Below are 25,997 nucleotides of genomic sequence, written 5' to 3'. Positions count from 1 at the left end.
AGGGCATGACCATGACGATTCACTCTACGCACCAAACACAGGCCCGCGTTGCTGAGGTGGGTAAATTTAAAAAGCAGCTAACGCTGACCGACCTGACGTTTATTGGGCTTGGGGCTATCTTCGGTTCCGGCTGGCTGTTTGCCGCAAGCCATGTGGCATCGATTGCCGGACCTGCGGGCATTGCCTCGTGGGTCATCGGTGGGATTGCCGTTTTGCTGTTGGGGATTGTCTATTGTGAGCTGGGCGCGGCACTGCCTCGTGCCGGGGGGATTATCCGTTATCCGGTCTTTTCCCACGGTGAGTTGATGGGGTATCTGCTTGGATTTATTACGCTGATTGCGTTTTCAAGCCTCATCTCCATAGAGATTGTTGCTGCGCGGCAGTATGCGGCAGCATGGTTCCCGATGCTGACTCAAACTGGCTCAAGCGACCCAACGCTGCTGGGATGGGTGGTGCAGTTTTTGCTGCTGTGTTTGTTCTTCGGGCTGAATTACTACAGTGTAAAAACGTTTGCCCGTTCCAATAACATCATCAGTATTCTGAAATTTTTGGTGCCGCTAGCGGTCGTTGTGACGCTATTTACCTTTTTCAAACCTGAGAACCTGCACGTTCAGGGAATTGCACCCTTTGGTATGTCGGGCGTTGAGGCTGCGATTAGCGCCGGTGGGATCATCTTCGCCTACCTGGGGTTGACGCCAATTATTTCTGTGGCGAGTGAAGTAAAGAATCCACAGCGTACCATCCCGGTGGCGCTGATTTTATCCGTGGTGCTGTCGACGATTATTTATGTGCTGTTGCAGTTGGCATTTCTTGGCAGTATTCCGACCGATATGCTGGGTGGCGGCTGGGCGGAGATCAGCAAGCAATTCTCGCTGCCGTACCGGGATATCGCCATTACGCTCGGTATGGGCTGGCTGGCGTTTATGGTGGTGTGCGACGCGATTGTCTCCCCAAGTGGTACCGGCAATATCTACATGAACGCCACGCCGCGCGTGATTTATGGTTGGGCGAAAGCAGGCACCTTCTTTAAGACGTTTACCCACATCGATAAAGAGTCTGGCATTCCGCGTCCGGCGCTGTGGCTGACCTTTGCATTGTCTATCTTCTGGACATTGCCGTTCCCGTCATGGGAACAGCTGATAAGCGTGGTGTCGGCGGCGCTGGTACTGAGCTACGCCATTGCCCCGGTCACGGCGGCGGGGCTACGCCGTAATGCACCGGATTTGCCGCGCCCATTCCGCGTGCGTGCCTTCGGGATTATCGGTCCGGTGTCGTTTGTGATTTCGGCGCTGATTGTATTCTGGTCTGGCTGGGGCACGCTGTCATGGCTGCTGGGACTGCAGATTGTGATGTTTGTCGTCTATGTGCTTTGCAAATCAAAAGTGCCGGTACACACCGTAAGTCTGGCACAGCAGGTGAAATCGTCTCTGTGGCTTATCGCCTTCTACGCGCTGATTATGCTCTTCTCCTGGCTGGGCAGTTTTGGGGGCACAGGGGTGATTGGTCATCCGTGGGATACGGTGGTGGTAGCGGTGATGTCGCTGGGAATTTACTACTGGGGTGAGCGAACCTGTCTGCCGCGGGCTAACTTTACCGGTGATGAAGAAGAGTAAAGGAGTCGGTCATGGAGATGGTAAACCTCTCGTTAACAGAGGCTTATGCGCTGGCATATAAGGTGCTGCGCGGGAACGGATTCAGTGAAGCGCATGCCGTGGCGATCGCGACAAACGTGACCCACGGTGAGCGTGATGGCTGTGCCTCGCATGGTTTGTGGCGGTTGCTGGGGATTGTGGAGACGCGACGTAAAGGAAAGGTGTCACCTGACGCTGAGCCGGTTGTCACCGATACCGCGCCGGCCATTGTGAAGGTGGACGCCGGTGGGGCATTTTCCCTGCTGGCATTCGAGCGCGCGCTTCCACTGCTGATAGAAAAGGCGCGCCACAGCGGTATTGCAGCCCTGGCGATTAACCGCTGTGTGCACTTTTCGGCGCTGTTTGCCGACGTTGAACCGCTCACGGAGGCGGGGCTGGTGGCGCTGGCGACGACGCCCAGCCATGCGTGGGTTGCTCCCGCAGGCGGGACGCAGCCGCTTTTTGGCACTAACCCGATAGCATTTGGCTGGCCGCGTGAAGAAAAATCCCCGTTTATCTTCGACATGGCCACCAGTGCGGCGGCACGGGGAGAGATCCAACTCCATCAACGGGCGGGAAAAGCGGTGCCGGAAGGGTGGGGGATTGACGGTGACGGTCAGGCCACTACCGACGCGCAGGCGATCCTCGACGGCGCGATGTTGACGTTTGGCGGGCATAAAGGGTCGGCACTGGCGGCAATGGTGGAACTGCTTGCCGGACCGCTCATCGGCGATATGACCAGCGCGGAATCGCTGGCGTGGGATAAGGGGGCTGGCGGGTTGCCCTATGGTGGCGAGCTGATTCTGGCCCTGGACCCGGCCCGCTTTCTGGGACGGGAGGCTCCGCAGCATCTGGCACGTGCCGAGAGACTCTTTGCCGATATGCAGCGGCAAGGGGCTCGTTTGCCGGGCGAGCGTCGCTATCATTCCCGTATGCGTACAACTCGTGACGGTGTGGAAATAGCCCATTCGCTGTTCAAGGATATATCTGCGTTAGTGAAATAATTATTGGCATTATCGCGATAACAGGAGGGATGATGTCCCTCCTGTTATACGTTTATATAAATAGTTACTGTGATTAGCGATGCGCAGGTGTTGGCGCACCTTCGTATCGCGCTAATAAAACCCCTGTAAATTTCCCCAGTAATCTTCGGTAAGTCCAGATATAAATAAGATGAAATAAGCGCGAATAGCGCGCTTTCGGAATAAATAGAAAACACCTTTACCCCAATAAATCCGGTATTATTCATCGCATTTATTCATTATCTTTCACACGCCTGAATATCCCCACGCTCCAGAAAACAACACCTGTCGGCATCAGACCAAAAATGCGATCTAACTCACTGAAGCAAATAGCAAACTCTGAAACAACGCTTAATTGTACGCTTTTCTTTACACTTTTGGTGATGTGAATCACAAATATAAACCCGCGAAGTGATCCGACTCTCACAAATTGGGGTGTACTCATTGAGCAATACATTATGAGAACAGCCTGGAAAGTTAAGTTTTCAGTATTTTCCCTCTCCAGTGACATGCAACGGTGAAGGGCAAATCAACACGCAAAAAAAACTCGTTGAATATGAACGGGTAAAAAAATGACGTGTGATTTGCATCACTCATATTTACAGCTTTTTAAATTATTGCCAGTGATTAATGTTGACCGGGCTATTTCCATAATCAATCAAATCTTGCATAGTGCCTCCACATTATTTCTCCCCCTGGCTCAGGAGGCGAATAGTTATATTTCATCAGACTTTATTGATGAACCAGGTATGATTTACTTCACATTAATACGTACATGACCACTGTTACTGGAGAAACAAAATGAATTATCCGGCAGAACCCTTCCGTATTAAAAGCGTTGAAACTGTATCTATGATCCCGCGTGATGAGCGCCTTAAGAAAATGCAGGAAGCGGGTTACAATACTTTCCTGTTAAATTCGAAAGATATTTATATTGACCTGCTGACCGACAGTGGCACTAACGCAATGAGCGACAAGCAGTGGGCCGGAATGATGATGGGTGATGAAGCGTACGCGGGCAGCGAAAACTTCTATCATCTGGAAAGAACCGTGCAGGAACTGTTCGGCTTTAAACATATTGTTCCGACTCACCAGGGCCGCGGCGCAGAAAACCTGTTATCGCAACTGGCTATTAAACCAGGGCAATATGTTGCCGGGAATATGTATTTCACTACCACTCGTTATCACCAGGAAAAAAATGGTGCGGTGTTTGTCGATATCGTTCGTGACGAAGCGCACGATGCCGGTCTGAATATTGCGTTTAAAGGTGATATCGATCTTCAAAAATTACAAAAACTGATTGATGAAAAAGGCGCAGAGAATATTGCGTATATCTGCCTGGCGGTGACGGTTAACCTCGCGGGCGGGCAGCCGGTCTCGATGGCGAACATGCGTGCGGTGCGTGAACTGACGGCAGCGCACGGCATTAAAGTGTTCTACGACGCTACCCGCTGCGTAGAAAACGCCTACTTTATCAAAGAGCAAGAGCAGGGATTTGAGAACAAGAGCATCGCCGAGATCGTGCATGAGATGTTCAGCTACGCCGACGGTTGTACCATGAGTGGTAAAAAAGACTGTCTGGTGAACATCGGCGGTTTCCTGTGCATGAACGATGACGAAATGTTCTCTTCTGCCAAAGAGTTAGTCGTAGTTTACGAAGGTATGCCATCCTACGGCGGCCTGGCCGGACGCGACATGGAAGCGATGGCGATTGGCCTGCGCGAAGCCATGCAGTACGAGTACATCGAGCACCGCGTGAAGCAAGTTCGCTACCTGGGCGATAAGCTGAAAGCCGCTGGCGTACCGATTGTTGAACCGGTGGGTGGTCACGCGGTATTCCTCGATGCGCGTCGCTTCTGCGAGCATCTGACGCAGGATGAGTTCCCGGCACAAAGTCTGGCCGCCAGCATCTATGTGGAAACCGGCGTGCGCAGTATGGAGCGCGGAATTATCTCTGCGGGCCGTAATAACGTGACCGGTGAACACCACAGACCGAAACTGGAAACCGTGCGTCTGACTATTCCACGCCGTGTTTATACCTACGCGCATATGGATGTCGTGGCTGACGGTATTATTAAACTTTACCAGCACAAAGAAGATATTCGCGGGCTGAAGTTTATTTACGAGCCGAAGCAGTTGCGTTTCTTTACTGCACGCTTTGATTACATCTAAAAAATAGTTATGGCCCCATCACGTGATGGGGCTTTTTTGTATTCCTTTTCCATGAACAGGAAGCCTTTGCGGTGCCCGTTACCGTGACATAACTAAAAAAAGTAAACCCTGACTCCGACATTTTTATTATCCGCATGATGTACAAATGACAGCTGTAATTATAACGAATAGTCTACAGGAACATTTATCATGGATATTAATGCCATTGAGCGACAGAGTAGTACCCCCGGACTGATTAGCGGAACCATGTTGGTTATCGCGACCGTAGTGGGTGGCGGGATGTTCTCCCTGCCGATTGCGATGGCCGGCGTATGGTTCCCCGGTGCGTCTGTTATTCTTCTGTTTATCGCCATCATGATGTTATTAACCGGTCTGATGCTGGTTGAAGTCAACCTGCATTATGGCGCCGGTGCCAGTTTTAATACCTTTACTCAGGATTTATTAGGCCGTAAGTGGAATATCGTTGTCGGTATCGCTTTCGGCTTTGTGCTGTATATTCTGACTTATGCCTATATTTCCGGATCGTCAGCGGTGATGGCGCAAACCGTGTTCAAATACAGCGGCGTGCGCTTTCCGGCGAATATCTCGGTGGTGATCGTCAGTATGCTGGTCGGCGCGATTGCCTGGTACAGCTCCTTGCTGGTCGGACGCATCACTACCGTGTTGATTATCGGTAAGTTTATCGCGTTCTTTGCTACTTTCTCCGGGCTGGTTGGTCATATTGAAGTGGCGAAACTTGTCGACAGCGTGGCGGTGGCGCTGCCCAACTCACAGTACCTGCCTTACATTCTGATGACGCTGCCGTTCTGTATTATCTCGTTTGGTTTTCACGGTAACGTGCCGAGCCTGGTCAAGCTGTATGGCAAGAGTGGGGTCTCGAATATCACGCGTTCGATTATCATCGGTACGCTGTTTGCCTTGCTGCTGTACATCTTCTGGCTGGGCGTCACGATGGGTAACATCAGCCGTTCCGCGTTCCCGCCAATTATCGCCAAAGGCGGCAATATCGACGTGTTTGTTGAGGCCATCAGCGAGCTGTTCACCAGCCGCTATATGGATTTGATCCTGACCTTCTTCGGCAACTTCGCAGTAGCCAGTTCACTGTTGGCGGCGACGCTTGGCTTGTTCGATTACATCGCCGACCTGTTTCACTTCCCGGATGACGGCATGGGCCGACTGAAAACCGCGCTGGTGACCTACTTCCCGCCAGCCGCAGTGTGCTTCTTCTTCCCGAACGGTTTTGTGCACGCGATTGGCTATGCCGGTCTGGCCTTTACCATCTGGAGCGTGATCCTGCCGCCGTTCCTGGTGAAAGCCGCGCGGAAACGTTTTCCGACCGCCAGCTATACCGCGCCCTGTAATAACACCGTGCTTAACCTGGTGATTGTCTGTGGAGCGGTTGTCTATCTGACGGTTGTTCTGGACGTATTTGGTCTGCTGCCAACGTTTCGTTAGACGGAGTCAAAATGAAAAACGTGTTGTCTGTTCAGTCGTCAGTCGTTTATGGCTATGCCGGAAATAAAGCCGCTGTGTTGCCGATGCAGCTTTCGGGGATCGATGTCTGGCCGTTTTACACCGTACAGTTTTCCAACCACACCCAGTACGGGATGTGGCAGGGCATGGCGATGCCGCACGGCGAGCTGAGCGCCATCATCAGCGGGCTGGATGACCTGCAAAAGCTGGCGCAATGCGACGCTGTGCTGTCCGGGTATCTTGGAGATAAACGTCATTGTGAAGAGGTGATGCACGCGGTCACCACCATTCGTCAGCGTAATCCGCAGGCGCTCTATTTTTGCGATCCGGTGATGGGCGACCCGCAAAAAGGCTGCATTGTCGCGCAGGGCGTAGAGTCCTTTTTTGTCGATGATGCCATTCAACTGGCCGACATCATGGGACCGAATCTCTATGAGCTGGGCGTGCTGACGGGCAGACAACTGCGTGGTTTTGACGAGGTGGTGGAAGCTGCGCAGCAGCTGGTGTCGTGGGGTGTGAAGAAGGTGCTGGTGAAGCATCTCGGCGACTGTTCGCGGGACAAACAGGCGTTTGAAATGCTGCTGGTGACGCCGGAACAGACGTTACACATTGCCCGGCCGCTGTATACCTTTACCAAAATGCCGGTGGGCGTTGGGGATCTGATTTGCAGCGTGATGCTGGCCTCACTGCTCAATGGTTATGAGGACAAGCAGGCGCTGGAGCGGACCACCAGTGTCGTCGATGCTGTGATGCGACTGACAAAAGAGCATGATTCGTATGAACTGCGGCTGATAGATGCGCGTCACCAGATAATGGATCCGCAAATTCGCTATCGGGCAGCGGTACTGTAGCGCCACGAGGGGGCTCTATGTTTCTGACATTGCTGCGGCTTCAGCATCCTCTGGTCTACCGTTTCGCGTGGCTTCGTCTGTGGGTGGCGGTGTTAAGAGCATGCGGTCTGCGTAAGAGGAAGGGGTGAGCATTTTACGCTGCTGTCGCTGCCGGATGCGGCTCGCGCCTTATCCGGCCTACAAATGAGCGTGAAACGCAGGCCTACAAATGAGTGTGAAATGTAGGCCTGATAAGCGAAGCGCCATCAGGCATAAGTGCCAGGTATTACACGCGGAAGTAGCGTGGTGGAATCAACGCGGAAAAGGCGTCGAACTTCTTCACCATCTTTTTCCAGAACAACATAACAACAATCCTCGATTTGAAACATCGGCGCTATTTTAGTCAGCGCCGACAAATCGTAAAGCCTGTCGCCTTGTTCCGTTCCTGGGACGGTGTAAACCTTTTTGGTCACTGTGTCGTCAAATACGATTGCCGCGAATTTGACGGGGTTGACAATGGCTTACGCCATAAACCAGTAATAAAAGAGACCGACTTTCAGGCCGAGGATCACAATGTAGGCGCAGCAGTATTTCATGGTGCCAGACATAATCTGGTTGGCCTGACCGTCCATTTTGGTGGCAGAAACCGCGATGGCGATGCTTTGCGGCGAAATCATTTTCCCCCCCGTAGCGCCAGAGGTATTGGCCGCCGCCAGCCAGTTAGGATCGATATGCAACTTGCTGGCAGCAATGGTTTGCAGCTTGCCGAACAGAATGTTCGAGTTGGTATCGCTGCCGGTAACGAACGTGCCCAGCGCGCCAATCACCGGGGAGAGGAAGACGTACGAGCTGCCGGTCAGATCGACAATCGACTGCGCCAGCGTGGAGATAATCCCGCTGAGGTCCATCACCGTGGCCAGCGCGACGATCGCCATAATTGCGACGATAGAGTTTTTAAGCTGGAAAATGGTTTTGATAAATACTTCCAGCATCCCGCGTGCGGACGCCCCCTGAATAAAACCGCCGATAATGGTCGCAAAGATGATCAGCATCCCTGGTGTGGTCACCCATTCAACTTTCAGTGCCATCGTTTTACCGTCAGCCAACGTGAAATGCAGCACCGAAGCCAGTTGGGACGCCGCGCCTTTTATTGTCGGGAACAGCGGCGAACACAGCAGGATAAACACAAAAATAAACAGATAGATAGAGCCAACCCGGAACAGCACTTTTGCCGAGCGCGGCGTGGTTTCGCGGGTATGGCTGACCTCAATGCGCCACTCTGGATCGGTTTTCCCTTTGCGCAGGCGACTGACCATCGCCACGGCAAACAGGCTGACCAGGCTACCGGCAAAAGCGGGTAATTCCGCGCCAAGATGAATGGCGACAAAATATTGCGGAATCAGCGTGGAAATGCCGCAAATCAACGTGATCAGAAATACGCCACGAATGGCTTTCAGGCCGCCGCCAATAATGCAGACAATCACAAACGGCAGCAGGATATTAAACAGCGCGAGCTGCAAAATAATGGTTCCGCCTAAGGTATAAACCGGCAGATTAACCTGTTCAGCCAGAATAGAAACCGGGATCCCGACCGCGCCGAATGCGGTGGGAACGGTATTCGCCACGAGAGAAGCAATCGCTGCTTTCAGCGGGTTGAATCCCAGCGCAATGAGAATGCCGATCGGAATAGCGACCGCCGTGCCATAGCCCGCTGCGGCTTCAAGAAATCCACCAAAACACCATGAAATCAGCAGCACCTGAATACGCTTATCTTCGCTAATGCTGGCGAGAATATCGCGCAAAATATCCAGTGCTTTGGTCGCTTGCATGACGTTATAACTGAAAATAGCGCCGAGGATCACAATCACGATCGGCCATAGTCCCTTCAGTGCGCCATAGCCTATCGCGGCTTTCAGATTTTGTACGGGCATTTCCCAGAATATTGCCGATAGTGCAGCGGTGAATACCAAAGAAATCAGTACGGAATAATGGATGGGCATTTTTAATTTCAGTATTAAAAATACCATAAGTAGTAAAGGAGATAGTGCCAGGGCAAACATAAAATATTCGTTCATTGCTATTCCTGATTGGTTCATTAAACCTGATTTATATTTATGGCGGGAAGGCTACATTGCTGTGTAAATAAAATATGTAAACTGAATCGCTTCAGTGAATAAAGTAATTATGATTTATGGTTTTGTAACTATTGTAATCTTTTAATTAAAATTCAATGCCAGATAAATATACTTAAGAGCAAGGTAAATACCCATAAGTGGTTATTTAATAACATTTTTAATAATGGTAGTGACGAAGGTAGTAATCATTCGAAACTATTTAATAAGGTGTTAATAACACTGTCGTTTTCAATATAAAAATGTGAGCAAGTCCGAAATAAATAAACATGGGTATTGCATATGCATGTTGATTAGGGGATTATTTGATTTTGTCATACAAATGAAAATACAAACATTTGCGATTGTCCTGATATAAGAAGAGGAGAGTCGCTATCAAAGGAAAACGATCCGTGCATCATAATGAACCCAGACATTAGTAAAACAAGCAAATACAAAAACTGGGCGTGAAATACAGCTGAATCTTTGCTTGATATCGCGATATCAAGCGCAATAAACAGAAATGAAGCAATGGAGTAGTTATTGTGAATGTAAATTTCTTTGTTACCTGCATTGGTGACGCACTGAAATCACGGATGGCACGAGACTCCGTATTGCTGCTGGAAAAACTGGGTTGTCGCGTGAATTTCCCCGAGAAGCAAGGGTGTTGCGGTCAGCCAGCCATCAACAGCGGATACATCAAAGAGGCGATCCCCGGGATGAAAAACCTGATCGCCGCGCTGGAAGACAACGACGATCCGATTATCTCCCCGGCAGGCTCCTGCACCTACGCGGTAAAAAGCTACCCGACGTATCTGGCCGATGAACCGGAATGGGCGCTGCGTGCTGAGAAAGTTTCCGCGCGTATGCAGGATCTCACCTCCTTTATCGTCAACAAACTGGGCGTGGTGGACGTTGGTGCCAGCCTGCAGGGCCGCGCTGTGTATCATCCTTCCTGTAGCTTGACCCGCAAACTGGGAGTGAAGGAAGAGCCGCTTACGCTGCTGAAAAACGTGCGCGGACTGGAGCTGTTGACGTTTGCCGATCAGGATACCTGTTGCGGCTTTGGCGGGACGTTCTCGGTCAAGATGGCCGAGATATCCGGTGAGATGGTGAAAGAGAAAGTCTTACATCTGATGGATGCAAAGCCGGAATATTTGATTGGCGCAGACGTTAGCTGCCTGCTGAACATTGGCGGCCGACTGCAACGGGAAGGCCAGCCGGTCAAAGTGATGCATATTGCTGAAGTGCTGATGAGCCGCTGAGGGGAAAGAGATGTCGATAAAAACCAGCGATGTAGAATTTAAACTGCGTATTCGTCAGCAGATAGAAGATCCGATCATGCGCAAAGCCGTGGCTAATGCGCAGGAGCGTATCGGCGCGAATCGGCAAAAAATGGTCGATGAGTTAGGCCACTGGGAAGACTGGCGCGATCGTGCCAGCCAGATCCGCGATCACGTTCTGAGCAACCTCGACGCTTACCTGTACCAACTCTCCGAGAAAGTGACGGAAAACGGCGGACACGTCTATTTCGCCAAAACCAAAGAAGACGCCACTCGCTACATTTTGCAGGTCGCGCAGAGTAAAAATGCGAAGAAGGTGGTGAAGTCCAAGTCGATGGTGACCGAAGAAATCGGCGTCAACCACGTGCTGCAGGATGCCGGAATCCAGGTGATCGAAACCGATCTCGGGGAATATATTCTGCAGTTGGATCAGGATCCGCCTTCGCACGTCGTGGTTCCGGCGATTCATAAAGATCGCTACCAGATCCGCCGCGTGCTGAACGAACGTCTGGGGTACGACGGCCCGGAAACCCCGGAAGCTATGACCTTGTTCATTCGTCAGAAGATCCGCGAGGATTTCCTCAGTGCCGAAATCGGTATTACTGGCTGTAACTTTGCCGTGGCGGAAACCGGCTCGGTGTGTCTGGTGACCAACGAAGGCAATGCGCGCATGTGCACCACGCTGCCGAAAACGCACATTGCGGTGATGGGCATGGAGCGTATCGCGCCGACCTTTGCCGAGGTGGATGTGCTGATCACCATGCTGGCGCGCAGCGCCGTGGGTGCACGTCTGACGGGCTACAACACCTGGCTGACCGGCCCGCGTGAGGCGAATAACGTTGACGGACCGGAAGAGTTCCATCTGGTGATTGTCGATAACGGTCGCTCGCAGGTGCTGGGCTCAGAGTTTCGCGATGTGCTGCGCTGCATCCGCTGCGGAGCCTGTATGAACACCTGTCCGGCGTACCGCCACATCGGCGGACATGGCTATGGCTCTATCTATCCTGGACCCATCGGCGCGGTGATTTCTCCGCTGCTCGGCGGCTATAAAGATTTTAAAGACCTGCCGTACGCCTGTTCTTTATGCACGGCCTGTGACAGCGTCTGCCCGGTGCGTATTCCGTTGTCAAAACTGATCCTGCGTCATCGCCGGGTGATGGCCGAGGAGGGCATTACGCCGAAAGCCGAGCGACGGGCGATCAAGATGTTCGCCTATGCCAATAGCCATCCGGGGCTGTGGAAAGTCGGGATGATGGCGGGCGCGCATGCGGCGAGCTGGTTTATCAATGGCGGCAAAACCCCGCTCAAGGTTGGCGCGATTGGTGACTGGATGGAGGCGCGCGATCTGCCTGATGCTGACGGCGAGAGCTTCCGTAGCTGGTTTAAGAAACATCAGGCGCAGGAGAAAAAGAATGGATAACCGTACCGCGTTTTTAAACACCATCGCCCAGGCGCTGGGTCGCCCGCTGCGCTTCGAACCGCAAGCGGATGCCGCACCGGTTAACAACTATGCCAACGAGCGCCTGACCGAGCTTAGCCCCGAGCAGCGCTGCTCTGCGTTTATCCAGTTTGCCAGCGAAGTGATGCTGGCCCGCTGCGAACTGACCAGCGAGGACCAGGCCGCAGACGCGGCGCTGCGCCTGTGCGAAGAATTGGGTCAGCAGCCTGTGGTGCTGAGCGGCGACAGCCGGCTGGTGGAGCTGGGCATCACCGAACGCTTGCAGCAGGAATGCCACGCCGTGGTCTGGGATCCGGCGCGTGGTAGCGAAAATATTACCCAGGCCGAGCAGGCGAAAGTGGGCGTGGTGTATGCCGAGTATGGCCTGACCGAGTCCGGCGGCGTGGTACTGTTTTCCGCACCAGAGCGCGGGCGCTCCCTGAGCCTGTTGCCGGAGTCCTCGATTTTCGTGCTGCGTAAAAGCACCATCCTGCCGCGCGTGGCGCAACTGGCAGAAAAGCTGCATCAGAAAGCACAGGCCGGTGAGCGTATGCCATCATGCATTAATATCATCAGTGGACCCAGCTCGACGGCGGATATTGAGCTTATCAAGGTGGTTGGGGTGCATGGCCCGGTGAAAGCGGTGTATCTGATTATTGAGGATTGTTGAGGCAGGATGGAAAACCGCTCTGGCGCTATAGGCCAGAGCGGTATCGACGTTATGCAATCATGCTGATGATCAACACGATAATCAGGCCAACCACGGAGTTTACCAGCTCCAGCAGACCCCAGGTTTTCAGCGTATCCTTCACCGACAGGTCAAAGTAGCCTTTGAACAGCCAGAACGAAGCATCGTTGATATGGGTCAGGGTGTTGGAGCCGGCCGCTGTTGCCAGCACCAGCAACGCCGGGTCGACGCCCACCAGTTGACCGGTTGCCGGGTCGAGGATCGCTGCGCTAATAATCCCCGCCGCCGTCATGGCTGAGACCACGCCCTGACCCGTTGCCAGACGAATCAGCACGGTTATCAACCACGCCATGATGTAGGGAGAAATATTGCCGTGCGACATCAGCATGCCGATGGTATCGCCGATGCCGGTATCGATAATGGTTTGCTTCAGTACGCCGCCCGCGCCGATGATCAGGATCACCATGGCGATGCTTTTCACCGCGTTTTCAAAGGCGTTCATTACCCACTGCATGTCGTGACCGCGCGCGGTACCAAACAGCACGAAGGCGACAACCATGGCGATAAACATTGCAATCGGCGAGGAGCCTAAGAAGTTGACCACTTCCCACGCCTGCGTCCCTTTCACCAGCCAGATGTTGGCGATGGTGGTGGAGATCATGATGATCGCCGGGATCAGCGGCACCAGAATAGACACGCCGAAGGACGGCAGGTTGTTCTGGTCAACCGGTACGTCGGCCTTCATGAATGACGGCGTTGGACGATCGAGGTTGCCGAGGAATTTCGGCAGGATAAGTCCGGCGCAGATCACGCTCGGAATGGTCACCAGGATACCGTAGATGTAAACCATGCCCATGTCAGCGCCGTAGGCGTTAACCAGCGCGACCGGACCCGGCTGCGGTGGGAACAGTGAGTGAGCGGTGGTGGCGGCGGCAACCGCAGGAATCGCCAGCTTGAGGAACGGGATCTTCGCTTCCGCGGCAATGACGATCACCAGCGGTGCCAGCATAATAAACGCCACTTCATAGAACATCGCCAGGCCGAAGATCAGACCAATAATGATCACCGACAGCTGCACGTAACGTAGACCGAGTCGCGCCAGTAGCGTATGGGCAATCTGATGCGCCGCGCCGGAGTCAACCATCAGCTTACCGATGACTGCCCCGAATACCACGATAATCGCCAGCTCCCCCAGCGTGCTGCCAAAACCGGATTTCATGGTATGCAGCAGTTCCATTAAATCCATTCCCGCCAGCATACCGACCGAGAGTGCCGCCAGCAGCAGAGCGACCATCGAGTTTATTTTGAATCTTAAATTGAGCACTAGCATCAGGCCGATGCCGAATACAACCCACAGAATATTGAGAACGTGCATATAACGTCTACCTTACTTTGGTTGAACTATTATGATTTTGGTTGAGATGTTACATATATTGGTCAACCTATGATGCGATGGATGTCACATTGCGTTACATGTTTACATTAATACTGGGTTGTATGGCCGTTAATTAGCGGTATGGTCAGCAGATATCGTGATTTGGTTAACCAATTTATCGCTTCAGGTTGACATGTAATACCAAAAGGAGGAATTTATGTGCCATATCGTCGAGTCCATAACGTAAACGAGGAATAAAACATGGAACAGACATGGCGCTGGTATGGTCCTAACGATCCGGTCACCTTAGCGGATGTGCGTCAGGCGGGTGCAACGGGCGTTGTCACTGCCTTGCACCATATCCCGAACGGGGAAGTGTGGACGGTTGATGAGATCCTGAAACGCAAAGCCATTATTGAGCAGGCGGGCCTGGTATGGTCGGTCGTCGAAAGCGTACCGATCCACGAAGACATTAAAACCCGTTCCGGCAACTATCAGCAGTGGATTGCCAACTACCAGCAAAGCCTGCGTAACCTGGCCGAGTGCGGCATTCGTACCGTGTGCTACAACTTTATGCCGGTTCTCGACTGGACCCGTACCGACCTGGAATACGTCCTGCCGGACGGCTCCAAAGCGCTGCGTTTCGATCAAATTGAATTTGCCGCCTTTGAGCTGCATATCCTCAAACGACCGGGCGCGGAAGCGGACTACACCGCCGAAGAGATTGCGCAGGCGAATGAACGCTTCACCACCATGAGCGAAGAAGACAAAGCACGTCTGACCCGCAATATCATCGCCGGTTTGCCGGGCGCGGAAGAGGGCTACACGCTCGACCAGTTCCGCCAGCATCTTGAACGCTATAAGGATATCGATAAAGCTGCGCTGCGTGAGAATTTTGCCGTCTTCCTGAAGGCGATTATTCCGGTAGCAGAAGAGGTCGGTGTGCGTATGGCGGTACATCCTGACGATCCGCCGCGCCCAATCCTTGGCCTGCCACGCATTGTTTCCACCGTGGAAGACATGCAGTGGATGGTCGATACGGTCAACAGCATGGCGAACGGTTTCACCATGTGTACCGGCTCCTACGGCGTTCGTGCGGATAACGACCTGGTCGACATGATCAAACAGTTTGGCCCGCGCATTTACTTCACCCATTTGCGCTCCACGCTGCGTGAAGATAACCCGAAAACCTTCCATGAAGCGGCGCATCTAAATGGCGACGTTGACATGTACGAAGTGGTGAAAGCGATCGTTGAGGAAGAACAGCGCCGTAAAGCCGAGGGCAAAGAAGATCTGATCCCTATGCGCCCGGACCACGGTCACCAGATGCTTGACGACCTGAAAAAGAAAACCAACCCAGGTTACTCCGCGATTGGTCGCCTGAAAGGCCTGGCGGAAGTGCGTGGCGTTGAGATGGCTATCCAGCGCGCTTTCTTTAGCCGCTAAAGCAGTGTTGCCGGTCGCCTGTCTGGCCGGCTTTTTTCTTTTCTCACCGTTGGTCTTTCCGACGGGATCTGGAGTTCACGATGACAACGACAATTGCCAATAGCAACCTGCCGGTTGCGCGCCCCGCATGGGACAGCTCTCGTCTGCAATCCCGCATTGTTCACCTGGGATGCGGCGCTTTTCACCGCGCGCATCAGGCGCTGTACACCCACCATCTTCTGGAAACCACCGACAGCGACTGGGGTATCTGTGAAGTTAACCTGATGCCGGGTAATGACTGCATACTGATTGAAAACCTGCGCAAGCAGCAATTGCTGTATACCGTGGCGGAAAAAGGCGCGGACAACACCGTGCTGAAAGTGATCGGCTCGATGAAAGAAGCGCTGCACCCGGAGCTTGACGGCTGTGATGGTATTTTACAGGCCATGGCACGCCCGCAGACGGCAATTGTCTCGCTGACGGTCACGGAAAAAGGCTACTGCACCGATGCTGCCAGCGGCCAGTTAGATCTCAATAACCCGCTGATTAAACACGATCTGGCAAATCCAGCCGCGCCGAAATCGGCGATTGGTTACATCGTACAGGCGCTGCATCTGCGTCGTGAGCAGGGGCTGGCGGCCTTTACCGTGATGTCCTGCGATAACGTGCGTGAAAATGGGCATGTGGCGAAAGTCGCGGTGCTGGGCCTGGCGCAGGCGCGTGACCCGCAGCTGGCGCAGTGGATTGAAGCAAACGCCACTTTCCCGTGCACCATGGTAGACCGCATTGTTCCGGCGGCAACGCCAGAAACGTTGCAGGAGATTGCCGACCAGTTGGGCGTTTACGATCCGTGCGCTATCGCCTGCGAACCGTTCCGCCAGTGGGTGATTGAAGACAACTTTGTTAACGGTCGCCCTGACTGGGACAAAGTCGGCGCACAGTTTGTTGCCGACGTAGTACCGTTTGAAATGATGAAACTGCGCATGCTCAACGGCAGCCACTCTTTCCTCGCTTATCTGGGCTATCTTGGCGGTTATGAAACCATCGCTGACACCATGACCAATCCAGCGTACCGCAAAGCGGCGTTTGCGCTGATGATGCAGGAGCAAGCGCCGACGCTGTCGATGCCGGAAGGTACCGATCTCAACGCCTACGCGACGCTGCTGATCGAGCGTTTCAGCAACCCATCTCTGCGCCACCGTACCTGGCAGATTGCGATGGACGGCAGCCAGAAACTGCCGCAGCGCCTGCTGGATCCGGTGCGTCTGCATCTGCAAAACGGCAGCGGCTGGCGTCATCTGGCACTGGGCATCGCGGGCTGGATGCGCTACACCCACGGTGTGGATGAACAGGGGCAGGTCATTGATGTTGTCGACCCAATGCAGGCCGAATTCCAGCGCATTAACCAACAGTTCCAGGGAGCCGAACGCGTGACGGCTCTGCTGGGGTTGAGCGGCATTTTTGGTCATGATCTGGCGGAAAACGCCGACTTTGTTGCGACGGTTACCGCGGCGTATCAACAGCTGTGTGAACACGGCGCACGCGAGTGCGTTGCAGCGTTAAGCGCTGACGCATAACCTCCCAGGTATGACGGGTCAATCAAAATACTAATTTGGTTGACCCGTTTTCTGTTTTTGGCTTCCCGCAAATGCTATAGTTCAGGCGAAAAAACGTTATTGGTAGGCCGGATAAGGTGTGCGCAGTCATCCAGCCTCCGGATTCTGAATTGACGCATCTGACGGACATAACACGATGAAATCAAACACTTCTCAGCAAAGACCCTATCAGGAAGTGGGTGCAATGATCCGCGATCTGATTGTCCAGACGCCGTACCTGCCTGGTGAGCGCTTGCCGCCGGAGCGTGAAATCGCCGAGAGACTCAATGTCACTCGCACGGTGGTGCGCGAAGCGTTAATCATGCTGGAAATTAAAGGTCTGGTGGACGTGCGTCGTGGCGCCGGGATCTACGTGCTCGACAATGTAGAAGCTCAGACCATCGACAGTTCGGATGTGAATCATTGCAATGATGCAGGCCCGTTTGAGCTGCTCCAGGCGCGACAGCTGCTGGAAAGCAACATCGCCGAATTTGCCGCGCTGCAGGCCACCCGCGAAGATATCGTCAAAATGCGCCAGGCGTTGCAACTGGAAGAGCGGGAGCTGGCCTCCAGCGAACCGAACGGTTCTGAAAGCGGTGACATGCAGTTCCATCTCGCTATCGCCGAGGCCACGCATAACAGCATGCTGGTGGAGCTGTTCCGCCAGTCATGGCAGTGGCGCGAGAACAACCCGATGTGGATCCAGCTTCATAGCCATCTCGATGATACCCACTATCGTAAAGAGTGGATGGGTGACCACAAACAGATCCTGGCAGCGTTAATCAAAAAGGATGCCCGCGCGGCCAAGCTGGCGATGTGGCAGCATCTGGAAAACGTCAAACAGCGCCTGCTGGAGTTTTCAAATGTTGATGACATCGACTTCGATGGCTATCTGTTTGACTCCTGGCCGCTGGATAAAGTTAACGCCTGATTTTACCACCTCTCATGCGGGCTGTTCCGGCCCGCTCGGCATTGCATAGCAACCTTTCTTTTTACGTCTTAAACCTTATGTAAAAAATGGTTTCCATAGTCTTCAGTGATCATTTTTTTCGCCGCCCTGTGTAATGTAAATTGATTTTCATCAATTAAAAACAACTTATTTTTGCTTGCGAAAAAATGCGCTATTTACCTTATTTTTACCTTTTCGTGCGTATTTTTAGACAAAACTGGTCTGTATTAAGTGAGAATCAAAGTGATTTCCGCTGCGGTTAGGGCAGGGCCGCCTGGCATAGCAGCGCATAAAAACACGTGGTTTGCGTAAAAGTAGACATTAATAACTACATGTAACCTATTGGCTGCAATGATGTTTTGACTGTATATCATTATCCATGTGAATGATTCATGCTTTTTTAATCAAATGAATAAAAACGAATATATGTAAAGTTAAAATTACACATTATTCTATAAACAAGTTATCTTTCACTTGAAATATCGTTCCATTTTTCCGCTGTTTATTAACAGTTTTATTACGATTGTGAATGTTTTTTACCGTTGACATGTTTTTACACTGACTGCATATTTCATCGCCATAAGCGTCTTATTGCGTTCAGGAGATGATGACGATGCCCTCTCGAGATTACCCTGATATCCGAAAAGCCAGGGGAACCCGATCAAAAGATATGGTTCTATTAAGTGCCCGTGTCGATACTTCTCTATGGGAATATGTTCGGACGCTGGCATTTGAAACCCGTAAAAGTAAACAAGATATTATCGCTGAGGCGTTAATGTTACATCGCTCTATTAATGAGAGCACAAGCGAAGAATCTAAGTAATTACTCTCTGTTCGGGTTTTCTTTAAAACCCAAAATTGAAATAGGTCTTGCCACTTCATTATTGCCTTTATTGGTATATTTTTTCGGTGTGTTATTGGTGTTTCCCCTTATCTGGAGGGGACTTTTTTATGTGGGCATTCCGCCTTCATAACAAAGTTGATAGCAAAATTCACAATTAAAAGTGAGTAATAACATGAAAAAGTCAGTAGTGGCATTAGCTGTAATGGCATTAGGGGTAACCTCCGTTCATGCAGCGGAAATTTATAATAAAGATGGCAACAAACTGGATCTGTACGGCAAAGTCAAAGCGGTCCACTCCTGGACTGACGGCACCGATGCTGACGGCACCTACGCACGTCTGGGTTTTCGCGGTGAGACTCAAATCAACGATCAACTGACTGGCTATGGTCAGTTTGAAAGTCAGTTTGATGCCGCTAAAGCAGAAGGTTCTCAGAATGGTGTTAATACACGTCTGGCGTTTGCTGGTCTGGATTATGGCCATGACGTTAGCTTTGACTACGGTCGTAACTACGGTATCGCTTACGACGTGGGAGCTTACACTGACACTCTCTCAGAGTTCGGCGGTGACTCCTATGAAAATACTGACCGCTTCCTTACTACACGCACTTCTGGCGTTGCAACACTCCGCACCAAAAATCTGTTTGGTGCCGTTGATGGCTTGAGCCTGGGCGCGCAATATCAGGGTCAGGATGATTCCGATAAGGATCCGACGAAACAGCACGGCAATGGCTACGGCTTCTCCCTGGGCTACGACAATATCGCTGATTCCGGCGTATCTGCCATTGCAGCCTACACCAACAGTTCTGTGACTGCTCAGCAGAAACAAAATGGTTGGGATGGCGAAAACGCAGAATTCTGGGGTGCTGGCCTGAAATATGATGCAAACGCTATCTACGTTGCGACCATGTACGGTGAATCCCATAACCTGATTCAGGATGCGGACAAAGCGCAGCACTTTGAAGCGATGGCGGCCTATGTGTTTGATTTTGGTCTGCGTCCGAACGTGGCATACGTTCATGCACGTGACAACAACAATAACGATCTGACCGAATACGTTGCGCTGGGCACAGACTACTACTTCAACAAAAACATGGTTGCTGATGTGGGTTACAAAATTAACCTGCTCGATGGCAAAGACGGCGACAATCAGGTTGTTGCGGGTCTGACCTATCAGTTCTAAGTAGTTATACTAGTACGAAAAAGGCGTCTTGGTTAAGACGCCTTTTTTACATCTGTTGGAGTTTAAACCGGCTGACTTTCTTTCATCTGTACACCGCTAAACAGCCATTGCCAGATGCCCACTTTTACCCATGCGACCACGCAGAGGATCAGATAAAAAAGCGGATTATGGGTAATGGTAATGCGCATGACTTCCATTAAATCCACATGCAAATTTCCGGCAATTGCCATATTGATAACAAAAATGGAGGCTACCGCGCTGGCCAGTAAAATAAGTATGGCATGTAACTTTGTTATCTCTGGTAACTTGCCAGAGGCCCATTGCCATAAGAATGTTGTTGATAACAGGAAGATAATAAACAATCCCAGTGCGCCAAACAGGCCAAAGTCTTTATAATCCTTTAGCGTGCCAATTAAACCCGCAAAAATAATTAACCCCAGTAGTATTTTTTTAAACCACGACATGTGCCTTTCCCGAAGATGGTGTTGATGTTGAATTAATATGTCCATTTTTACGCATTTTAAATTGAGTTTATAAATGAACAGCCGGGAATTATAAATTGTCTGGCGGGTAATTGCCGATTATTTGCGATTTATTAAATGCTGACATTTAATTGCGGACTAATCCGAATATATCTTCTTTAGACGTTAGCCGGTTATACCCTTTTTGGCGAGGCGAAACGCTGTTTGTATAATTGCGTGAGGCTGATAAGTGCCGCAATAAACAACGCGACCGCGCCGCACACCGTGGCGTTAACGATCGCCTGTGCGCCGCTTCCCAGCAGGCTGGTTAATAGCGGACCAAGTATTTGCCCAATGCCGTAAGTCAGAGTGACCAGGCCCAGCAGATTAATATTGCGCGGTACGCTTAGTTGACGGGCAAGCGGCATCACCAGTGAGGTGGTTCCCATAAACGTTGCGCCAAACCCCATGCTGCTTATCACCAGCAGCGGCAAGGAGCCGCTGGCGAGCGTCATGACCACGCAGGCGCTTTGAATCAGCAAATTCGCCGTCAGGCATTGCAATACTCCCCAGCGTCGGGCGGCCCACAGCCAGGCGAAACACCCCGGAATTATCGATATGCCGACCAGCGACCAGAGATGGGCAGTCAGCAGCGGCGAACCGGCACTTTTCGCCATCAGCGGCAGGTAGGTGGCGACAATGATGTAGCCAAATCCGGCCAGCCCGTACAGTAGAGCCAGCAGCCACCAGGACATAGGCTGATGCTCTGTTTTTACCGGGGCCGCAGCGGGGAGCACGTGGTTGCGAGATGGCAGGAGTATAACCAGTAGCACAAAGAACAGAGCCGAGGCTGCCGCTGCGCCCAGCCAGAGCGTGTGCGATGAAAGCGCAAAATGCAGACCGCTAATAACATATTCATTGCCCAGCAAAATGCCTGCGCCAACGCCGGAGAACAATGCCGCGATCACGAAGGGATGCCGGGTATGATGCAGAACGATCATTGAGCCAAAGATCATCATACCTGCACTGGCGACGCCCGCCAGAAAGCGGATCAGCATCACCAGCGCGGGCTGCGTTAAGCTTGCCATCGCCAGAATCAGCCCTGCGGTAGCGAGCGCGGACGTTAGCAGCATCGGGCGTAAGCGTGAGGGAAGATGGAAGAGCCCGAAGGAGAAGAGCAGGCTTCCCGCCAGATACCCGGCGTAGTTGGCGCTGGCAATCCAGGAGAGTTGGTCAAATGTAAATTGACCTTCCGACAGCAGTACCGGCAGCATTGGTGTATACAGAAAGCGCCCAATTCCCATACCCAGTGTTAAGACCAGCATGCCAAAAAGCGCGACGCTGATGGCATGACGATTTGAATCTGGGCTTCCCTGGGACATACGGACTCTCATTTCGCGCTGTTAGCTGATAATTGTTATATTACATGTGTAAATGATAATGAAAAGTAAAATAAAAATAAGTCCCCTGGCACGTTCAGGAAGGAGGAAAAGTGGCAAGGCAGCGCCAGTCTCCGTTTTCAAGATGGTAGATAGATTTGGTATGACCCGGAATTATCCACTCATCCTCCTTGCCAGCAACACAGTCGATGTAAATGCACAGCCCGCAGCCACCGCGTAGCTCGCGGGGAATATCTGCCACCCGAAAGCACATACCCGCAGCCTGTAGCGCTTTACGCGTTTTGATGACGCCGAGGGTAGTATGAAACAAGAACAGTGTTTCCTTCACTCACGTTTCCCCTGACGCTGACCAATTAACGCGGCCCCAATCGCCCCAGCAAACTGCGCGTCGGGATGCGTGTGTACGGGAATGCCAATGTGGCCTTCAAGCATACGAGCAAAGGCGTGACAGTGGCTTACTCCCCCGGTAAATAACAGTGGAGCCTGCCCTGAAAGCCGTCCGATGAAATTCGCGCTGCGTCGGGCCATCGCGTTGATCACACCCGCTAAAATGGTCTCCGGCGCGACACCCGCAGAGCGCAGGCTGATAACCTCTGACTCGGCAAAAACCGTGCACATGCTGGTGATGGCATGTGGTTCGACGCCAGCGGTAATCGCATCTAACTGCTCTACGCTGGCGCCGAGCGTGCGTGAGATGACTTCCAGAAATCGTCCGGTCCCAGCCGCACATTTGTCGTTCATCAAGAAATCGCTGAGGTTACCATCATCATCTAGCTGGATGACTTTACTGTCCTGACCGCCGATATCAATCACTGTGCGGGTACCGGGAGCCAGCAAGCGTGCCCCCAGTCCGTGGCAGGAAATTTCAGTGACCTGTTTGTCAGCATAATCCACGAGCTGCCGTCCGTAGCCAGTGAGGGTTAAAAATGGTCTAACGTCCAGCCCCGCCTGCAGCGTTTCCCATGCCTGCGCGATTGCTTCGGCAGGGCGAAAAGGTGTTGGGCAGAGAAAGCGACGTCTGATGACGTTCCTTTCCAGCAAAATACCTTTAGTCGCTGTGGAGCCGGAATCTATCCCTATTGAGTATGTCATCCCTGTTCCTCACAACATTTCAATGAACGCGGCGACACGAGTGCTAAGCTGGCCGATATCCGCGCTGGAGTAGTCAGTTTCAATGGCGATGTAGGGAATGTTGTGCTGTTGGCGGACGTGGCGTTTGATGGCGAGTGATTCAACGGCGTAAGTGTGGCAAGCCTGTAAAATGACATCGACGACGCCGTCAGCCTGGTACTCTTCAACCATTTGGCTGAGCATTTTCAGACGTTGATCGTTAGGGGAAATACATGAGCAGCCGATGGCGAGGTATTTATCGGTCAGCGCGTCGTAGACGTCGCCAGTTTCCTCCACACACTGTTCAGTGGCTTTCGCCCCGGTGCAGTTTTCATAGCCCACCACCCAACCGCCGTTTTCTTCAATGGCACGAACCACTTTTTCTGCCGCGCCGCCGATGGGGCAGCCGGTTATCAGTATGCGTGGACGCGACGCCAGACGTTTCCCGGCCTGCCATTCCTGATGTACCCGCTCGGCCATGCTATTAAGCTCGTCGATAAGTGCTGCTTTATCAAAGCGGAAGGTTGCACCGTAGACGACTTTCAGAATGTCACTGCCGCTGAGTGCGGGTGGGTTGAGCTGACCAACGCGGTAGAAGTTTGCCAGTGCACGACGTTCCTGGTTTTTTAGAATAACAGCTTCACGTAGCGCAGTTTCGGTAATCGGGGTGCCAAAACGGGCTTCGATTACCTGCTGCAAACGCAGGATCTCGGCTTTCCACAGCGCCCGTGAAGCCGTATCACTGGTGCTGTTGGGCAGTTGCATCACATGTACCGCTTTAAATTCAGCCATGTACTCGTACATCTTCTTTTTACCATCGCAGGTCGTTTCGCCCACCACCAGGTCAGAGAAGTAGAAGTACGGACATTTATCCGTTTTACCAAACCCGTAGCTGCTTTTGATCAGCGGACACAGGTTACGTGGCAGATCTTTTTCGGCCTCTTCAATGGTTTCATCAGAGGTTGAGCATAGCGAAACGACGACCGCACCTGCCGCCATCGCTATCTCCTGTGGCATAAAGGTGCAATAGGTTCCAACGAGCGGGATACCCTGATCTTTAAGATCCATTACGGTGAGAAAACCTTTCTGACGAGCGTCGGAGAACTGGTTGAAAATGGCGGGTAAATCGGTGATTAGCGACATGATTTTCCTTCCCCGTAACACGGGAGACAGTAAAAAGACGTCGCATTATAACCATGCAATTTATCTGGCTTTATTGATGTACAACAATTGTGCGCTTACAGATTACGACTGTAGACCCGTGAGACTTCCCCCCACGGATGATAGCCCGGCCCGTCAAAGTAAAATCCCGCTTTCTCGTATAAGCCTTCCAGGTCAGTACACAAATGAAGCCGCATAAAGCCTAACTGTCTGGCCTGCTGCGCAATATGTTCAATCAGGCGAAACGCCAGACCGTGACCACGATAGCGAGGATCGATATAGAGTGCGCATAGCCACGGCCACAGTTCGCCGCGACTGATAAAATCATTGGTGATCAATCCGGCGCAGCCAACAATGCTGTCGCCGTCCTGCAGCCAGTACCACTGCGGTAGCGGGTTCTTTGCGCCAATACAACGATGCAGTGCATCCTCGTAAACTCTCATGGAGTCTTCTGAGGCCCATTGTTGCTGAAAGTAAGCGGTGACCTCGTGCAGTTTTTCCGGTGTTTCGCGCAGGGAAAAAATGCGGATGTTCATCGTCATTGAATTTTTCTCCTTAAAAATTCGCCAGCGTCAGCAGGGAAGGAATTTGCGACAACAGATATAACACCAGCCCAATAGAACCGCCAACCAGCGTGCCGTTGACGCGGATAAACTGCAAATCTTTACCGATGTTCAGCTCGATTTGCTGCGACATATCGCGTGCATCCCAGCTTTTCACCGTGTCGCTAATGTGGCGCGTCAGGAAGGTGGCGAACTCTGGCGCTACTTTATGTGCGGCCTGCTCAAGATGCCCATTCAGTGAGGCGCGCAGGGCGCTGTCGGCTACCAACGTTTCGCCGAACCACTGCCCGGCGCTGGCGATGTGCTGCTTCACGCGGGAATCATCGGCGTTAATGTCGGTTTTCACCCACTGACGCAGGTCTGCCCACAGCTCGCCAAGATAACGGTTGAAGGCTTCATCTTCCTTCAGATAGCTTTTCAGGCTTTCGGCCCGCACGGCCATCTCCGGATCGTGTTTGAGCTTATCGATGAGCTTAAACGTGGCGCGATCGAAGGCATGGCGGATCTGATGTGCGCGATCGTGGCTGATGTCATCCAGCAAGGAGTTAACGGCATCAGACACCAGCTCGGCGCTGTGCTCGCCCAGCCATTCGGTTGGCAGGATCTTCGCTTTCAGCGGATGTTCGGTTTCCAGCCAGTGCACGACCTGTCTGGCGATAAACACTCGCGAGCTGTCGCGCTGGAGCAGGGCGATCAGTTGGGCGATCAGCGTGTCGAGCAGCACCTGATGGCGATTGTTTTTGGTCATGCTTTCCAGCATTAGCGCGCTGGTACCGGAGAGATCGACCTTGTCGATGGCCTTGTGCACCGCCCGCTTGATCAGCCGTTGAATGCGCGAGTCGTCGGTCAGTTCGAGAAAACCACTCATGATCTGCAGCAGATGCTGGCCAATACGCTGGGCGTTTTCCGGCTGGCTGAACCAGTTGCCGATCAACAGCGCCGGTTCATGGCGGCGGATCAGCGCGACCAGCGACTGGGTATCGAGAAATTTTTCCTGCACAAACTGACCGAGGTTTTCGCCGATCCGATCCTTATTGCGCGGGATAATCGCCGTGTGCTGCGAGATAAACGGGATCGGCACCCGGCGAAAAAGCGCCACCACGGCAAACCAGTCCGCCAGCGCGCCCACCATCGCCGCTTCGGCGATCGCTTTGATCCCCAGTACCCAAAAGTTAGGCGGCAGAAACAGCGTGATGACGAAGGTGGCAGCGGCAATCAGCAGCAATGAGAGCGCCAGTCGCTTGGCGCGTTTGAGTTCAGCAATTTTATTCATAGGCTTAAGGATA

21 protein-coding genes are annotated in these 25,997 nt (G+C 52.4%); 12 read left to right on the top strand and 9 right to left on the bottom strand.

What is annotated here, in order from left to right:
- Positions 1 to 11 precede the first annotated feature (11 nt).
- The 5 genes from SK38_RS14605 to pdxY all read left to right on the top strand — a co-directional run bounded on the left by SK38_RS14605 (position 12) and on the right by pdxY (position 7,149).
- A complete protein-coding gene (locus tag SK38_RS14605; RefSeq protein ID WP_048227169.1) occupies positions 12 to 1,613 on the top strand; it encodes an APC family permease in 1,602 nt (533 codons plus the stop codon).
- Positions 1,614 to 1,624: 11 nt separating this feature from the next.
- Positions 1,625 to 2,635: an Ldh family oxidoreductase gene (locus SK38_RS14600; protein WP_048236208.1), complete on the top strand. Its 1,011-nt coding sequence runs from the start codon at positions 1,625 to 1,627 to the stop codon at positions 2,633 to 2,635.
- Between the two features lie 819 nt (positions 2,636 to 3,454).
- Positions 3,455 to 4,825 (top strand): tyrosine phenol-lyase, encoded by a 1,371-nt coding sequence (locus SK38_RS14595; RefSeq protein ID WP_008786082.1) that lies wholly within the window; start codon positions 3,455 to 3,457, stop codon positions 4,823 to 4,825.
- Positions 4,826 to 5,014: 189 nt separating this feature from the next.
- Positions 5,015 to 6,280: an aromatic amino acid transporter gene (locus tag SK38_RS14590; protein ID WP_032942280.1), complete on the top strand. Its 1,266-nt coding sequence runs from the start codon at positions 5,015 to 5,017 to the stop codon at positions 6,278 to 6,280.
- A gap of 11 nt (positions 6,281 to 6,291) precedes the next feature.
- The gene (gene pdxY, locus SK38_RS14585) at positions 6,292 to 7,149 is read left to right on the top strand and encodes a pyridoxal kinase PdxY (RefSeq protein ID WP_048236207.1); all 858 of its coding nucleotides are present in this window, start codon (positions 6,292 to 6,294) and stop codon (positions 7,147 to 7,149) included.
- Between the two features lie 500 nt (positions 7,150 to 7,649).
- Here pdxY and SK38_RS14580 read toward each other — a convergent pair whose 3' ends face one another.
- Positions 7,650 to 9,203 (bottom strand): L-lactate permease, encoded by a 1,554-nt coding sequence (locus SK38_RS14580; protein WP_048236206.1) that lies wholly within the window; start codon positions 9,201 to 9,203, stop codon positions 7,650 to 7,652.
- 581 nt (positions 9,204 to 9,784) lie between these two features.
- On the opposite strand from SK38_RS14580, the gene SK38_RS14575 reads away from it, so the two are divergent.
- Genes SK38_RS14575 through SK38_RS14565 form a run of 3 tightly spaced genes read left to right on the top strand, consistent with a single transcriptional unit; the run spans position 9,785 to position 12,630 of the window.
- Positions 9,785 to 10,504 (top strand): (Fe-S)-binding protein, encoded by a 720-nt coding sequence (locus SK38_RS14575; RefSeq protein ID WP_001102107.1) that lies wholly within the window; start codon positions 9,785 to 9,787, stop codon positions 10,502 to 10,504.
- Positions 10,505 to 10,514: 10 nt separating this feature from the next.
- Positions 10,515 to 11,942 carry a LutB/LldF family L-lactate oxidation iron-sulfur protein gene (locus tag SK38_RS14570; RefSeq protein ID WP_048236205.1) on the top strand — a complete coding sequence of 476 codons (1,428 nt, stop codon included), beginning with the start codon at positions 10,515 to 10,517 and terminating at the stop codon, positions 11,940 to 11,942.
- Positions 11,935 to 12,630 carry a LutC/YkgG family protein gene (locus tag SK38_RS14565; protein ID WP_048236204.1) on the top strand — a complete coding sequence of 232 codons (696 nt, stop codon included), beginning with the start codon at positions 11,935 to 11,937 and terminating at the stop codon, positions 12,628 to 12,630. Before SK38_RS14570 ends, SK38_RS14565 begins: the two co-directional genes overlap by 8 nt.
- A gap of 49 nt (positions 12,631 to 12,679) precedes the next feature.
- Here SK38_RS14565 and gntP read toward each other — a convergent pair whose 3' ends face one another.
- Complete coding sequence (gene gntP / locus SK38_RS14560; RefSeq protein WP_003033260.1) at positions 12,680 to 14,023, bottom strand: gluconate permease GntP; 1,344 nt, start codon at positions 14,021 to 14,023, stop codon at positions 12,680 to 12,682.
- 261 nt (positions 14,024 to 14,284) lie between these two features.
- Between gntP and uxuA the strand changes: the two genes are divergently transcribed.
- From uxuA to SK38_RS14535, 4 genes are all read left to right on the top strand, one after another.
- Positions 14,285 to 15,469 carry a mannonate dehydratase gene (uxuA, locus tag SK38_RS14555; protein ID WP_032942283.1) on the top strand — a complete coding sequence of 395 codons (1,185 nt, stop codon included), beginning with the start codon at positions 14,285 to 14,287 and terminating at the stop codon, positions 15,467 to 15,469.
- An 80-nt stretch (positions 15,470 to 15,549) separates the two neighbouring features.
- Positions 15,550 to 17,025 (top strand): fructuronate reductase, encoded by a 1,476-nt coding sequence (locus tag SK38_RS14550; RefSeq protein ID WP_048236203.1) that lies wholly within the window; start codon positions 15,550 to 15,552, stop codon positions 17,023 to 17,025.
- 175 nt (positions 17,026 to 17,200) lie between these two features.
- Positions 17,201 to 17,974, top strand: coding sequence for a Uxu operon transcriptional regulator (gene uxuR, locus SK38_RS14545; protein WP_048236202.1), 774 nt, complete (start codon positions 17,201 to 17,203; stop codon positions 17,972 to 17,974).
- A gap of 1,034 nt (positions 17,975 to 19,008) precedes the next feature.
- Positions 19,009 to 20,016 carry a porin gene (locus tag SK38_RS14535; RefSeq protein ID WP_048236201.1) on the top strand — a complete coding sequence of 336 codons (1,008 nt, stop codon included), beginning with the start codon at positions 19,009 to 19,011 and terminating at the stop codon, positions 20,014 to 20,016.
- Positions 20,017 to 20,078: 62 nt separating this feature from the next.
- On the opposite strand, the gene SK38_RS14530 is transcribed toward SK38_RS14535, so the two are convergent.
- The 7 genes from SK38_RS14530 to SK38_RS14500 all read right to left on the bottom strand — a co-directional run bounded on the left by SK38_RS14530 (position 20,079) and on the right by SK38_RS14500 (position 25,984).
- Positions 20,079 to 20,480, bottom strand: a complete 402-nt coding sequence (locus SK38_RS14530) for a hypothetical protein (RefSeq protein WP_048236200.1) — start codon at positions 20,478 to 20,480, stop codon at positions 20,079 to 20,081.
- A 191-nt stretch (positions 20,481 to 20,671) separates the two neighbouring features.
- On the bottom strand, positions 20,672 to 21,859 hold the full coding sequence (locus tag SK38_RS14525) for an MFS transporter (RefSeq protein WP_048215022.1): 1,188 nt from the start codon (positions 21,857 to 21,859) through the stop codon (positions 20,672 to 20,674).
- A 94-nt stretch (positions 21,860 to 21,953) separates the two neighbouring features.
- Entirely contained in the window at positions 21,954 to 22,205 is a 252-nt protein-coding gene (locus SK38_RS14520) for a putative Se/S carrier protein (protein WP_048236199.1), read from the bottom strand.
- On the bottom strand, positions 22,202 to 22,969 hold the full coding sequence (yjiL, locus tag SK38_RS14515) for a putative 2-hydroxyacyl-CoA dehydratase activator YjiL (protein ID WP_048236198.1): 768 nt from the start codon (positions 22,967 to 22,969) through the stop codon (positions 22,202 to 22,204). The genes SK38_RS14520 and yjiL overlap by 4 nt, the downstream gene beginning before the upstream one ends.
- 9 nt (positions 22,970 to 22,978) lie before the next feature.
- Positions 22,979 to 24,130, bottom strand: coding sequence for a double-cubane-cluster-containing anaerobic reductase (locus tag SK38_RS14510; RefSeq protein ID WP_048236197.1), 1,152 nt, complete (start codon positions 24,128 to 24,130; stop codon positions 22,979 to 22,981).
- 95 nt (positions 24,131 to 24,225) lie between these two features.
- A complete protein-coding gene (locus SK38_RS14505) occupies positions 24,226 to 24,690 on the bottom strand; it encodes a GNAT family N-acetyltransferase (protein WP_048236196.1) in 465 nt (154 codons plus the stop codon).
- Positions 24,691 to 24,703: 13 nt separating this feature from the next.
- Entirely contained in the window at positions 24,704 to 25,984 is a 1,281-nt protein-coding gene (locus SK38_RS14500; RefSeq protein WP_048236195.1) for a DUF445 domain-containing protein, read from the bottom strand.
- Between the last annotated feature and the right edge of the window lie 13 nt (positions 25,985 to 25,997).

Source organism: Citrobacter sp. MGH110 (assembly GCF_001037515.1).
Taxonomy (GTDB): Bacteria; Pseudomonadota; Gammaproteobacteria; order Enterobacterales; family Enterobacteriaceae; genus Citrobacter; species Citrobacter portucalensis.
This window is presented reverse-complemented; position numbering and strand designations above follow the sequence as displayed.